We start from the raw sequence: 14,412 nt of genomic DNA on the forward strand, positions 1-14,412 counted from the left end.
TTTTTATAAATCTTAAGTAGCCTATATAACAAAAAAGTTACATACTCAAGTAGCCCAATGCTTTCTAAAGAAAGTCTTGGTTTTTAGTAAATATAATTAAATAGTAAATATATTATAACTAATATAAATTCAACACGGTGTTAACCTCACTCGATGTACTACTTGTACTATCTTCACTTGGTTGCCTTGTGGTGAAATTGACTATAGGTAATTTTGACACATCAATTCAGGCGGATTTTTTTACTAAATCCTGTTAGAATATCCGATTTCTAGCCATGCACCTTACTCTAAGCTCGCTACGCCAGAACCCAAATCATATAAAGTTATGTTATGCCCAATAACACAGATACAGACACCATCACAACCCTAAACCTACCTACACATACAAGCACCGCAAATAATACACAAGGTGCTGACAGTAAGTATCGTGAGCAACACTCGCTAGGCTTAATTCGTCTGCAAAATCTGCCTATTTTGTTTGATGAATTACAATTATCGCAAGCCCCTTTAGACAAACAGCAACTTATCGCCCAAATAGATGCTTGCCTACCACAAACCCAATGTGGACTATGCGACCACCCTGATGGCTGTCTGCCTTATGCCACCGCCATTGTCATGCAAAATGAAGCACATAATAAATGCGTCCCGGGTGGGCAACCTGTTAGTGACCATATCGCCGATATATTAGGACGTTCTTACCTTGAAGCCGTTGCTTCTAAATGGCAGACCAATCCAGATACCCAACGTCCCACCGAAGTACGAGCCATCATTCGTGAAGATGACTGTATTGGCTGTACCAAATGTATCCCTGCTTGCCCTGTCGATGCCATTGTCGGTACAGGCAAACACATGCACACCATTTTTACTGACCTATGTACTGGCTGTGAGCTGTGCCTACCCCCCTGCCCTGTTGACTGCATTGACTTAGTAGAGATTGAGCGCGTACCAAGTGAGGCACAACGCCAAGCCGAACAAAGCCATTTGCGCGGTCGTTACCATACTCACCTAAATCGAGTTGCCAAACAAATGCAGGACAAAGCCAACACTAAACCTGTGGTTAGTATGGTACAAGCCAAACTTAACAACGCCACTAACCAAAGCATTGATATTGATGAGGCTCAAGCCAAAAACACCATCGAGCAAGCCAAACTACGCACCAAAATCAAAAAGCTACAAAAACAGCTATCGGTGCGAGCCAATCCCAAAAAACAAGCCGAACTTGAGCAACTGCAAGCACAGCTAGCACAAGTGGAAAAATCTTCCATACCAATGTGGGAAATGGGATAGGTAAAAGTAAGACCGTCAGATAATTTTAGATAAACTATTCCTACCCCTACCCATTACCCCTCTTTAATTAGCCAACTCAACTGTATGAATCAATCCTTATGAGTAAAGCCGTTAAACACAAGACCGCCGATACCCCACCATCAAGACGTATGGCAAACGCCAAAGTACGTCCTTTTTTTCAAAAGCTGGCAGATACCATTGACGAGCCTGTCACCGAACTGGAATATAACAGCACTTTTGAGCTGTTGATTGCAGTAATACTCTCTGCTCAAGCCACTGACGTTAGTGTCAATATTGCCACTCGCAAACTATTCCCTGTTGCCAATACCCCAGAGAGTATTTTGGCATTGGGTGAAGACGGCTTAAAAGAATATATCAAAACCATCGGGCTATATAACGCCAAAGGTAAAAATATCATCAAAACTTGTCAGATGTTAATTGATAAGCATAACAGCCAAGTACCCGAAACTCGCAAAGAGCTTGAGGCATTGGCAGGGGTCGGACGTAAAACCGCCAATGTGGTACTCAATACCGCCTTTGGGCAACCGACAATGGCGGTGGATACGCATATTTTTCGGGTGAGTAATCGCACAGGGTTGGCAACAGGCAAAACGGTATTGGCGGTAGAAAAAAAGTTGCTTGAACGTATTCCAAAAGAATTTATCCTTGATGCTCACCATTATTTGATATTACATGGGCGTTATACGTGCCAAGCTCGCACACCAAAATGTGGGGCGTGTCCTGTGTATGAAGAATGTATGTTTAAGGATAAGGCAGAGTTTGTGGAGGTTTAGAAAAAAAATACTGTAAATATCACCAATAATGTACAATAATAAGTACTAAATTCGTTATCAATGGGGAGTACGATGGACGTTATTAGCTACACCGAATTACGCAAAAACTTATCCCACTCTTTTGACAAAGTGGTGGCTGACCGTAATCCATTAATAATTACTCGGCAAAATGCTGAACCTATGGTATTAATTAGCCTCCAAGATTTTAATGCTTATCAAGAAACAGCTTATCTATTGAGCAATCCCAATAACGCCAAGCGCTTAAGACGTTCCATTAGTGATGCAAAGTCAGCCAAAGTAACCTCTAGAGAATTAATTGAGCTTGAAGACTAATACTGAGGTCTAACAAATGCTACTATCATGGACAGATGATGCGTGGGAAGATTATTTATATTGGCAAAAACACAGCAAAGCAAATTTAAAACGCATTAATACCTTAATTACAGCCATCAAACGCACACCATTTGAAGGGATTGGTAAGCCAGAGCCTTTAAAGCATGAGTTGGCGGGTTACTGGTCAAGACGTATTGACCAAGAACACCGCTTAGTTTATGAGGTCCAAGAAGAACACATTATTATTGTGCAATGTCGCTTTCATTATTAAAATCTGTCTTAGAACCTGTATTCATAATCCAAAATCAGGGGATTTTTAGACTAAAATTGCGTAATACAAGGCAAATTTTGGGGCGAATAGTCATTCTATTTAACCCAAAATTTAACGCCGTAGTACGTCTATTTTAGGCAAAAAGCCACCTTTGTGGGTTGTGAATACAGGTTCTTAGTTAGCATTAGACATTAGCTTTAATTTTATGGATAAAATTCTCTATGCAAACCCTCACCGCTTTAGTTTTTGATAATTTTGAAACCCTCGATTTATATGGGGTCATTGAGATGTTCGGTAGTTTGCCTGAGCATTATCGTATCCAATTTGCCTCACTCTCAGGTGGTATCATTCATAACCAACATAACGTTACCTTAACCACCACAACCATTGAACAATTAGAATGTGCAACCGATATTTTATTGGTTATTGGTGGTCAAGGCACACGACAACTGGTGAATGATAAACAGTTTTTACAAGCCCTAACCCATCTTGCTACCTCTGCTGATTGGATACTGAGTGTCTGTACTGGCAGTGCGTTGTTGGCAAAAGCAGGGCTATTAGATGATATACAAGCCACCTCAAACAAACGCGCTTGGCAATGGGTCATCAGCCAATCATCGCAAGTAAACTGGGTTGCTCAAGCTCGCTGGGTGGTTGATGGCAAATTTTATACCTCATCGGGGGTCAGCGCAGGTATGGATATGGCACTGGGATTTATTGCTGATAGACATGGCATTGAGGTTGCTCGGCAAATTGCCCATGACATTGAATATCGCTGGCATAAAGTCAGTACTCAAGATGAGTTTTGCCGATTATGATATGAATGACTTTCATTAGCGTTTTTTGACAATTCAGAGTAAAATAGGGCAGTTTTTCTTATAAAATATTACGATGGTTGATGACTTTCTTATATCCCGCTCGTATTAAAATAACCATTAAAATTAACCAATTAAGCGACTTACCTTATGCGTGATTACCAACTGTTTACCTCCGAATCTGTTAGCGAAGGTCATCCTGACAAAATGGCTGACCAAATCTCCGACGCCCTACTCGATGCCATTTTGCGTGAAGACTTGCATGCCCGTGTCGCCTGTGAAACCTTAGTAAAAACAGGGGCTGTGGTGCTGGCAGGAGAAATCTCCACCACCGCCAATATTGATATTGAGCGTATCGTGCGTGATACGGTTAAAGGCATTGGCTATCAGCATTCAGACTTAGGATTTGATGGCGAAACCTGTGCGGTAATTAACATGATTGGTAAGCAATCGCCCGAAATTGCCCAAGGGGTTGACCGTAGTAATCCAGAAGACCAAGGTGCTGGCGACCAAGGTTTAATGTTTGGCTATGCCAGCAATGAAACTGAAGTGCTGATGCCTGCTCCAATTGAATTTGCGCATCGCTTGATGGAGCGTCAATCTGAGCTGCGCCGCTCAGGACATCTACCTTGGTTACGCCCTGATGCCAAAGCCCAAGTGACACTAAAATATGATGGTGATAAACCAACCGCCATTGATGCCGTGGTTTTATCTACCCAACACGACCCCAGTATTTCACAAAAAGACTTGCAAGAAGCGGTGATGGAAGAGATTATCAAACAGGTTATCCCTGCGCATCTATTACATGCCGATACTCGCTATCACATCAATCCTACTGGTAAGTTTGTCATCGGTGGTCCTGTTGGTGATGCAGGTTTAACAGGTCGCAAAATTATCGTTGATACCTATGGCGGTATGGCACGTCATGGTGGCGGTGCATTTAGTGGCAAAGACCCCTCAAAAGTTGACCGCAGTGCCGCTTATGCAGGACGCTATGTTGCCAAAAACATCGTCGCAGCAGGGCTTGCCGACCGTTGTGAAGTACAAGTAAGCTACGCCATTGGTGTGGCTCAGCCCACCTCTATTTCAGTCAATACGTTTGGCACAGGAAAAATCAGTACCGATGCCATCATTGAGCTGATTCGCCAGCATTTTGACCTGCGTCCTTATGGCATCACTCGTATGCTTAACTTATTGCAGCCTATGTACCAACAAACGGCTACTTATGGGCACTTTGGTCGTCAAGGTAGTGATACTGCCTTTACTTGGGAAAAAACCGATAGAGCCGAGTTATTAAGAGCTGATGCAGGTATTTAGCCTGTTATTTTTCCCCTCCTCCTAGCCCCCTCCCAGTATGAGGGGGAACAGTACCCTCCAACTTTGGGGAAGGGAGACAGCATACTTTTTAGAACACTACCAAAACTGGATATGATAAAATCTATCCAGTTTTTTTATGTCTAAATTTACCCCCATCAATCATTCAGCAAAAGGATAAAGCCATGAGCCAACAAAATACAAACAGCCAAAACCCTCAAGATGACACCCAAAATAATCCCCAAAATACTGACCAAACCACCGTTGAAATCACTCCAGAAATGCAAGCCTTTTATCAACGTGCCGATGCCATCATTGAGCTGGCAAATAGCCAACTAAGTCCCGAGTCACACTCTGGTCAAGTCGGTGCATCACTGCTTTATGCTGCTGCCCGTTATAGTGCTTCGGTTGCCTCTATTGGCTTTGTCAAAGGTGATGATTTGCGCAAAGAAAAAGAAGAAATTATCGAATTTTATGCCAAACAATATCGCCAAATGCTGAGCGATAACTTAGAAGATTATGCCCAAAACTTTGATAAATACGTGCAATTAGATAAGTAGGCAGATAAATACAATATATTAGCAACCTTACTCATCTTCAAAACAAGGAAGTTATTATGAGCAACCAAGAAAATCTGATAAGCCTACCTGCCCCCATACAAGCCCTACTTGAGCAAAGTAAGGTAAACGTAGTGTCTATAAGCTTACAAAAAGCAGATAAAGAGCTTGCTCTAACCGCTAGTAAAATCGGTGGGTTTGGTTATCTACCAGAAAATGAAACTTATCCAAGTAAAGCTAATGGCACGCCATTGGCTTTATTGGTACAAATTAATTTTGCTGAGGTAGCTGGTGCGGTAGATTTATCACAACTGCCACAGCCTTTGCCTGAATCAGGAATTTTGCAGATTTATATTGATGGTGAAGATGATTTATATGGCGCAGATTTTGATAATCCATTCCCCAGTGAAAAATATCAAGTACGCTTTTGGCAAGATATAACACTACCAGTGAATCAAACGGCTTTGGAGCAAGCAAAAGCTGACCTTGAGAAGTTAGCCAATGATAATGGTGATTATTATCTACCATTTAACCATATAGATGAGCCAGATGAGCTTGCTATTACATTTAAGCTAGCGGTGCAATCTTGTAATATAGATTGTTATGAATATGAAAAATTAAAAACAAAGATTATTCCAGATATTGCTGATAAAGATATAGAGGATTATATTGAAGAGTATGCTAAAAATAATAATTTAGACATAGCAGACCCTTACGATACTGTTATTGATTATGGTGACCTTGCCAACTGTCAAGGTCACCAGTTATTAGGATATCCTTTTTTTACCCAATGTGACCTTCGATACAATAATGCCTCTTTAGCAAATCATATTTTACTCTTACAAATAGATACAGATGATAAAGCTAATTTAATGTGGGGAGATTCTGGCATTGCCAATTTCTTTATCACACCTAATGAGTTGAAAAACAAAAACTTTAGTCGCTTGGTTTATAATTGGGATTGTTATTAGCCAAACCATTAAAACATTCATATTACTTTTTATTTCAAACACTTACATTAATTATGGCATAAAAATTAGATAATAGGGGTTAGCTGATAAATATAAGACAAACACGATATGATATCGCTGTATTGCCACTCATTAAACCAATCAGCACTATCTAAATCTAATTAAGGTCATACTATGAATGAACATAAAACACGCAATCCCAAACCTGCCTTTGCACCCAATCCTGACAGCAAACTAACCCATGCTTTTGGTTTGGGCTGTGTTGCCGTTGGTAGTGGCATGAATGAAAATTCTGATGAACAGATACATAACGCTTTACAGCAAGCATGGGATTTAGGGATACGTTATTATGACACCTCGCCTCGCTATGGTAATGGTTTAAGCGAACGCCGTTTGGGTCGATTTTTATTTACGCAAAATCGTGATGACTATGTATTGTCTAGTAAAATTGGTCGGCTATTTTGGGGTGACCCTGCCTACAGCTATCCTGATGATACCTTTTGGAAGGGCAAAACCTACCAAAATTATCACTATGATTATAGTGCCTCAGGGGTCAGACGCTCTATCGAAGACAGCCTAAACCGTATGGGGCTGTCCCATTTAGACTACGTTTTTGTCCATGATATTGATTCAAGAAACAGCGATATTGATTGGGAAGTACGCTTTAAGGAATGTGAAAAAGGGGCATTTCCTGAGCTAATTCGTATGCGTGAAGAAGGCATTATCAAAGGTTGGGGTATCGGTGTTAATGAGGTTGAACCCATCATTCGTGCCATGCAAGTATCGGACCCTGACATTAGCTTATCAGCACAGCAATACTCGCTGATTAAACAAGCCGATTCAATTAATCGCCTCTTCCCCGAAGCCAAAAAACGCAACATGCAAATTGTCTTGGGCGGGGTTTTAGAGTCTGGATTTTTAGCAGGTAAAAACCGTTATGCGTATCAGCCTAACAACGTCACCCCAGAGCTGGTTGCCAAACGTAATAAACTGCAAAAAATTGCTGATGACTTTAATGTCGATTTGCGTACAGCAGCATTGCAGTTTGCTACAGCTCCTGAGGCAGTCACTTCCATTGTGGTCGGTGCCAGTTCAGCCGAGCAGGTTCAACAAAATATCGCCTCATTACAAGTTGCTATTCCCCAAGAGTTTTGGCAACAATTAAAACAACAAGGCTTGATTATGCAACAGGCTGAAACTGATATTAAACCGTTACAACTCTAGAAACCTGTATTTACCATCTTCAATGATGGCTTTTTGCCTAAACACAGTTAACCCTCCAAACCATGATTGGCGTGGGGGTTTTGTTATTTAAACTTATACCAACCTCATACAAACAAGGCTGGTTAATATCGAGTGCAAATTTCTTCTTCACCTTTTTTTTCGCCATAATACTCTCGGCAACTTTCTTGCGTCGGGGCAATACTTTCTGGCCATAAATCATTAGAAAACTGCACATCATGTATGTCATCTAAATCAGAACTACATTCATTAATAAAGCCAATTGATATCACAACAATAGCAATTTTAATATATGGTTTTTGAAATATATTTTTTGCTTTGTTTGCTTTGTTGGTTGATGATAACATCATCAGTATCTTCCATTTGTCATAATCCCTACCCCACAATATAACCCATCAAAAATAGTGTATCATAGTTATTTGAATATCGTTATTTGAGCATCGTTATTTGCACCTCATAACTGGGTAAAAATAGAATTGACAAGGAATATTTATGCCGCGCACCTTTGCTATTGGTGATATTCATGGTTGCCTGAGCCTATTAAAGACATTGTTAGCCCATATTCAGCCTACACAAGACGATACCTTGATATTTTTGGGTGATATGGTGGATAGAGGAGAAGACAGCAAAGGTGTTTTGGACTGTGTGATGATGCTTGAAAAACAATGTCATGTTATTGTGATTAAAGGCAATCATGAAGAGATGATGCTTGGTAGTATGAGTGATACAGAAACGGCTAAGTTTTGGCTGCGTTATGGTGGGGCTGAGGCAATGCAATCATTTGGTTTACAGCCAAGTCTTGAGCAGATAAAACATATTCCTTTTAAATATAAATGCTGGCTTGAGTCTCTGCGTAATTACTATGAAACGGTAGATTTTATCTTTTGTCATGCCACACCAAAAGCTGATATTAGTATGGATACCCAAGGAGATGAAGGTCTGCGTTGGCGCAAACTTAGAAAAGCTGACGGTAGACACATTTCTGGTAAAACCATTATTTGTGGTCATAGTGAGCAACGAAATGGACAAGTCAAGCAGCAAGAGGGCATCATTTGTATTGATACCTTTGCTTATGGTTGTGGCGTATTAACTGCATTGGAAGTAGAGACTTTGACAGCTTGGCAAGCACAATCAGATGGCAGATGTCTTAAAACACTGCTTAACTTGTTCTGATATTTTTCCGCAATAGATTGATTAATTGGGGCGACCTTGATGCGCCTCAGCACCCTTATCAGCAATATAATCATTAATTTGCTGTAAACGCTCAGGTGTACCCACATCTATCCAGTTATCTTGTATCAGCTCAGCAGTGATTTGAAACTTTGGCATCGCTTTTTTAAGTAGCGGTGCAAGCGGCGCAGCTTGACCCACCACTTGCTCTGCAACCAACTTAGGAGACATCACACTGATACCTGAAAAAGTATATTTTTCAGCATCTGCAATTGCTTGCTCACTTGCCAGCCCATTTTGAATAGCAAAGTCACCTTGCCCATTATGACTAGGATTATCAATCATTAACAAATGAGCTAACTGGTCGGCACTCATCTCATAATCAACCAACTGGGCAAAATCATACGTTGTCCATATATCACCATTGACTAAAATAAATGGTTCATCTTTGAGCTTGTTTGTCTGTAGCGCATAAAAAATTCCCCCTGCTGTCTCTAGTGGCTCTTCTTCTACTGACCAATGGATATTAACCCCATAATCGTCCCCATCACCAATGGCTTGCATCAACTTATCTGATAACCAAGCAGTATTGATAGTGATATCAGTGATGCCAGCCGCTTTTAACGCTTTAATGTGCCAAACAATTAATGGCTGTCCACCCACTTTCACCAAAGGCTTAGGAATTTCATTGGTAATGGGCTGCAAACGTGTACCTTTGCCTGCTGCCAAAATCATCGCTTGTGAGATAGGCATAGTCGAATCCTTAATCAATACAATTTAATAATACCGCTTATCAAGTGAGGATATCTATCCTAGCAAATGCTGCTTTTGCTCATACACAGGTACAACCTCAGCTTCAAACCACTGAGTAAATGCTGCCACCGCCTCCTGAGCCTCTACATCGCCCTGTTGACTAAGCCACGCCAGCTCAAAACGTAAATCCTGCATCACCTTTGCAATATCTGCCAGATATCTTAGCTTGCCATCACGTTTTGCTAGACGAATAAAAATACCCAAAATTTTTAAATGACGCTGCACCCCTACTATGTTCATATCTTGATAAAACTCATCAGCCGTTGCTGCGGTTTTTAAGCCTGAAGACTGTTGATACTGCCAAAAATCACTGACCCAATCTTTAATGGTTTGCTCATCCCAATTGACATACGCATCACGTAATAATGACAGCAAATCATAACTATAAGCCCCTATTACTGCATCTTGAAAGTCAATCACCCCCAGCTTGTCAACATTTTGTCTATCGAGCATTAAGTTACGACTATGATAATCACGATGCACCACCACTTGTGGCTGCGAGGTTATTTGCTTTGTCAGCCATTGGGTTAACTGCTGCCATACTTGCTGTGCAGACGTACTCATACTGATATCAAAATAAGGCAAAAACCAATCGCTAAATAACGCCATCTCATCATTGAGCTTGTTCACATCATAATCAGGCAGGTTGGCTTGCTGACGAGCCTGATTAATATCTAACCCTTGCAACTCAATAAGCGTTCGCATCGCCCATTGATAGTAATCATTGACCCGTTGTGCTTTTTGGCCATCTTCGGGTAACTGTTGTAATAAATGCGCAAATTCTGTCGTACCAAAATCTTGTAGCACCAAAAACCCCTGCTGCATATCTTTAGCAATGATCGTCGGTACATTAACTACGGCTGCTAGTAGCTCATCAACTGCGACAAACTCAGTGATGGACTCTTTTTGTGGTGGTGCATCCATAATAATATAACGTACGGTTGATTCCGACTGCGTCACTGCTTCACTTGTATCATCCATCTGTGTCAATGCAATACGATGATAACGACGGAAACTGGCATCACCTGGTAAGGAAGTTAAGTGATATTCTTGTCCAGAAAATACGTCATTAAGCCAATCTGTCAACTGCTGCATACGCAGCCTGTTTTCCGCTGTTAATGCTGTTGTTGCTAAAGCTTGGTCGCTTTTTTGTTGAGTCATAAAAAACCCTAAATATTCACCATTAAAAAAAACAAAAGAGAAGTCAGTGGCTGATTTTAATATCAGACTTGATTGCAATAATTATTTTCAAGTCAGCCACAAGGGATAAAAGTACAAAATATCTACTGTGCTAAAATCAGCCCATACAATAAGTTTTGTAGTAAAATGCTGCCATAGTGTAGCCCATTTGCCTTTTTTTGACTATGATATGACCTTATGGATCTACACATTTCTCATATTTAACTGATGTCAGCATACTAATGATAATAATTGTTAATCAAGATAAGTATAGATAGTATATGTAATATATCGGACATGGCTAATACCATGATGGTTTGATATTAGGCAAACCATAAATATATAGTTGTCTTGTATTCACATTGGTTTTACATTAAGACTCATCAAAGATAGAGGTACGTTTGCTTTACTCTCCGCTTTATTACAGTATTCGTTTGGTACTTATTGCTGCCACAGGGTTACCAGTATCATTATTGATCACCTCACAGTCGCATGCCCAAGTACAGCAGAATGCAAAAACTTCTGTCGATTCTGATGCCTTAACAGCAGATCAGCATCTCTTTAATGCCACAAAAAATGTCCTCATCACCAATGATGTCATAATAGATGAGACCAATACACTTAATAACGATACTCTTAACAGTATTGCGATAGAGTCTAATCCCAAGATAAACAGCAACAATAAACTTCGTCCAGACATAGACGAAGCAAATCTTAGTATTGATTCTCATTTGAAGCAGTCGCAGCAAGACGAACTGTTACCTGAACCTCTACCCGCAGTTTTGTCTGCTGATGAGTCTACTACCAATAACCAAAAACAACAAACTACTGATGCTACCAATACTGATACACAGGCTGTTATAACTGATAAGACACCTCCTACCAATATCAATAACACCGCCTTGACTCAAAACTTACCACAGTATTTAGCAAATAAGGTTACAGACAGTCTAGAAACTGACGAAGCAGCTCGCAGTCTAGAACGCTTAGCACAATTTTATCAATATAAGCCTAATCATGCCTCAGAGTCCAATCTATCACAATCTCAGTCGCCTTTGACTGATACAAATACTACGACTCAGCAGACCAAGCCAACCGTAGCCACCAGCATCGCACCTGTCATTGCACCCAGCATTTATTACCGATTACAGCAAAACGCTCCTGCTCGTTGTTATGGTACTTGGGTCAACCCTGTATTACCTTCAGATTACCAACGTGTACTTCAGCAACAAGCCTATTTGAATCCAACTGATGCCAAGCAATCTAACAACGCATTACCAATGTTTGCACAAGCAGACTATGCCTATTACGATAGTTTATCTTATTTAGAGCTAGTAGGAGATGTACAAGTTGTTCAAGCAGGACAATTTATTCAGTCAGATCAATTGGTTATTAACCTCAACCAAGGCATAGGTGGTGCTAAAGGTAATATATTATTTACCAATGCTGCCACCGCTAGTAACGCATCCACATCTACAACAGATATACCAAATTCATCCACCAGCCAGCCCCTAGCTGCTGGTATAGGGCTCATCGGGGTGGCAAATGAGTTGGCATACAATGCAAATGGACAAGCAACTGCTAAAGAGGTTGCTTTTGCCAGCATCCCCATGCAAGCCCATGGTTATGCACAGCAGCTTAATAGACCCAACGATACAACGATTGAGCTTGATAAAGTGATGTTTAGCACCTGCCCGCCTAATGACCGTAAATGGCAGCTAGAAGCAGCGCAAATTGATTTAGATACGTCTACTGGTCGTGGTGAAGCTTATGATATGACTTTTCGCCTAGGTAATGTGCCCATCCTCTATCTGCCTTACTTTAACTTTCCTATCGACAGTCGCCGTGCCAGTGGATTTTTATTACCACGAGCCAGTATTGATACTCAAAGTGGGGTGCAAGTTAGCCTTCCCTATTACATTAATATCGCACCCAATTATGATGCCACTGTAACCACACAGCTATTTAGTAATCGCAACCCAATGCTAAGTGGTGAGATGCGTTATTTAACTCACAATTATGGTACTGGCAAATTACTGGCATCTTATCTACCTCATGATAAGCAGTATCACCATAAAGATCGCAAAGGGCTTTTTTATAGTCATAATTGGACATCTGATACCATGCCACATTTAAGTGCCAATGTTATCTATAACTATGTATCTGATCCTAACTATCTGAATGATTTTGATGACTTAGGTCTATCTGATAATACCATCAATCTACCGAGACGTGCCGAAGCAAACTACTATAATGACTATTTAACAGGACAACTTAAAATAGAAACCTTTCAAAGCTTAGCAAGCATTGATGCAGACGGCAATAGAGTTCTTGATAAAGATAAGCCATACTCTCGCTTACCACAGATAGCTGTCAACTATCGCCTACCTTGGTTCGAAAATCTAAACATTACAGGGGTACATGACTCTGCTTATTTTAAAAAATCCATTGATGATGGCTCAGAGAATGAAAAAAGTGGCTTACGCGTCTATAATCAACTAAGTGCCAGTTATCCATTACAACGCTCATGGGGGTATGTTACCCCTAAAGTTAGTCTGCAACATTTATACACTACCTATGATGAAACCAGCAGGCTTGACAACAACTTAGCAAAAGATGATAAAAGCCAATCTGTTTTTGTACCACAATATAGCATTGATGCTGGGCTAATTTTCTATCAAGCAGGCTCACCCATGCACTGGTTTGATGATTCGCTAGGAGGTTATCAGCTACTTAGCCCTAGATTAAAATACATATATGCCCCTTATCGTGATCAAAATGATGTTCCTAACTTTAACACACGTATTGCCTCATTAAATTATTCACAATTATTTGCTGATAGCTGGTTTTTGGGTCATGACCGCCTACCCGACTACAATGCAGTGACACCAGGAATCAACTATCGTTACATCGATGCAATGGGTGTGACACGATTTGATGCTAGTATTGGCAAACAGTTTTATCTACAAAATGGTAGAGTGACTTTATCAAAAAATGATGCGATATTTACCAATGCTAACTCAGGTATTGTGTGGAATAGTAGCGCACAACCCTACCAAAATTTGTGGTTGGACTTTGATGGGGCATTAAAGTCTGATAACTCACTTAATTTTGTTACCACACAGCTACGCTATCAGCCCACAGCAAATAGTTTATTCAATGTTGGTTTCATCAAACGACTGGGAGATAATAATACCCGTCAACAACCGTTATCTGCTTTTACTGCCTCCACCATATTTCCAATCAAAAATAACTGGCGAGTATTGGCACAAGGACAGTATGATAACCACAACAATAAAATGATTGATGCACTGGTTGGTATAGACTACCAAGATTGTTGTTATGGTTTTGCTATTTATGGACGCAACTATTACAACAACCTAAATTTAGACAGTGACCCTACTCGTGCTATTATGGCTGAATTTCGTATTAATGGTTTTGGTAGTAGCAGCAGTGACAGCCGTTTAACTCGCTTACTCTCAGAGAAAATATCAGGCTTTGAACCTGTTGATGCCTACTGGAAACAGTAAAACAACCCTTAAAATCTGTTAAAATTTTTCATTCAATTTATTCATTGACATCATGCTTCTTTTACATACAAATCCATACAAAGCCACATAGAACATACAGGACATAGATAATCACCATGACTTACTTTAAAAACAT

14 protein-coding genes are annotated in these 14,412 nt (G+C 40.4%); 11 read left to right on the forward strand and 3 right to left on the reverse strand.

What is annotated here, in order from left to right; genetic code table 11:
• Positions 1-330: 330 nt before the first annotated feature.
• The 9 genes from FHK89_RS08370 (at position 331) to FHK89_RS08410 (ending at position 7,566) form a co-directional block, all read left to right on the forward strand.
• Positions 331-1,287, forward strand: a complete 957-nt coding sequence (locus FHK89_RS08370) for an RnfABCDGE type electron transport complex subunit B (protein WP_230656461.1) — start codon at positions 331-333, stop codon at positions 1,285-1,287.
• Between the two features lie 98 nt (positions 1,288-1,385).
• The gene (gene nth / locus FHK89_RS08375) at positions 1,386-2,081 is read left to right on the forward strand and encodes an endonuclease III (protein ID WP_230656458.1); all 696 of its coding nucleotides are present in this window, start codon (positions 1,386-1,388) and stop codon (positions 2,079-2,081) included.
• Between the two features lie 72 nt (positions 2,082-2,153).
• A complete protein-coding gene (locus FHK89_RS08380; RefSeq protein ID WP_230656457.1) occupies positions 2,154-2,414 on the forward strand; it encodes a type II toxin-antitoxin system Phd/YefM family antitoxin in 261 nt (86 codons plus the stop codon).
• A 16-nt stretch (positions 2,415-2,430) separates the two neighbouring features.
• On the forward strand, positions 2,431-2,685 hold the full coding sequence (locus FHK89_RS08385) for a Txe/YoeB family addiction module toxin (RefSeq protein WP_230656453.1): 255 nt from the start codon (positions 2,431-2,433) through the stop codon (positions 2,683-2,685).
• A gap of 221 nt (positions 2,686-2,906) precedes the next feature.
• Positions 2,907-3,503, forward strand: a complete 597-nt coding sequence (locus FHK89_RS08390; protein ID WP_230656450.1) for a DJ-1/PfpI family protein — start codon at positions 2,907-2,909, stop codon at positions 3,501-3,503.
• A 147-nt stretch (positions 3,504-3,650) separates the two neighbouring features.
• Complete coding sequence (gene metK, locus FHK89_RS08395) at positions 3,651-4,817, forward strand: methionine adenosyltransferase (RefSeq protein WP_230656447.1); 1,167 nt, start codon at positions 3,651-3,653, stop codon at positions 4,815-4,817.
• A gap of 278 nt (positions 4,818-5,095) precedes the next feature.
• The gene (locus FHK89_RS08400; RefSeq protein WP_230656658.1) at positions 5,096-5,374 is read left to right on the forward strand and encodes a DUF3144 domain-containing protein; all 279 of its coding nucleotides are present in this window, start codon (positions 5,096-5,098) and stop codon (positions 5,372-5,374) included.
• Between the two features lie 56 nt (positions 5,375-5,430).
• The gene (locus FHK89_RS08405; RefSeq protein ID WP_230656444.1) at positions 5,431-6,342 is read left to right on the forward strand and encodes a YwqG family protein; all 912 of its coding nucleotides are present in this window, start codon (positions 5,431-5,433) and stop codon (positions 6,340-6,342) included.
• A 174-nt stretch (positions 6,343-6,516) separates the two neighbouring features.
• On the forward strand, positions 6,517-7,566 hold the full coding sequence (locus FHK89_RS08410; RefSeq protein WP_230656441.1) for an aldo/keto reductase: 1,050 nt from the start codon (positions 6,517-6,519) through the stop codon (positions 7,564-7,566).
• Positions 7,567-7,688: 122 nt separating this feature from the next.
• Here the strand turns inward: FHK89_RS08410 and FHK89_RS08415 are convergent, their stop codons facing one another.
• The gene (locus FHK89_RS08415; RefSeq protein ID WP_230656438.1) at positions 7,689-7,934 is read right to left on the reverse strand and encodes a hypothetical protein; all 246 of its coding nucleotides are present in this window, start codon (positions 7,932-7,934) and stop codon (positions 7,689-7,691) included.
• 142 nt (positions 7,935-8,076) lie between these two features.
• Between FHK89_RS08415 and FHK89_RS08420 the strand changes: the two genes are divergently transcribed.
• Positions 8,077-8,757: a metallophosphoesterase family protein gene (locus FHK89_RS08420; RefSeq protein ID WP_230656436.1), complete on the forward strand. Its 681-nt coding sequence runs from the start codon at positions 8,077-8,079 to the stop codon at positions 8,755-8,757.
• 21 nt (positions 8,758-8,778) lie between these two features.
• Here FHK89_RS08420 and murU read toward each other — a convergent pair whose 3' ends face one another.
• Together murU and FHK89_RS08430 are read right to left on the reverse strand one after the other, a co-directional pair.
• Positions 8,779-9,507: an N-acetylmuramate alpha-1-phosphate uridylyltransferase MurU gene (gene murU, locus FHK89_RS08425; protein ID WP_230656432.1), complete on the reverse strand. Its 729-nt coding sequence runs from the start codon at positions 9,505-9,507 to the stop codon at positions 8,779-8,781.
• A 54-nt stretch (positions 9,508-9,561) separates the two neighbouring features.
• A complete protein-coding gene (locus FHK89_RS08430; protein ID WP_230656429.1) occupies positions 9,562-10,728 on the reverse strand; it encodes an aminoglycoside phosphotransferase family protein in 1,167 nt (388 codons plus the stop codon).
• Positions 10,729-11,147: 419 nt separating this feature from the next.
• On the opposite strand from FHK89_RS08430, the gene FHK89_RS08435 reads away from it, so the two are divergent.
• Positions 11,148-14,276 carry an LPS-assembly protein LptD gene (locus FHK89_RS08435; RefSeq protein WP_230656426.1) on the forward strand — a complete coding sequence of 1,043 codons (3,129 nt, stop codon included), beginning with the start codon at positions 11,148-11,150 and terminating at the stop codon, positions 14,274-14,276.
• Positions 14,277-14,412 lie beyond the last annotated feature (136 nt).

It is taken from the genome of Psychrobacter sp. I-STPA10 (genome assembly GCF_021012795.1).
Taxonomy (GTDB): domain Bacteria; phylum Pseudomonadota; class Gammaproteobacteria; order Pseudomonadales; family Moraxellaceae; genus Psychrobacter.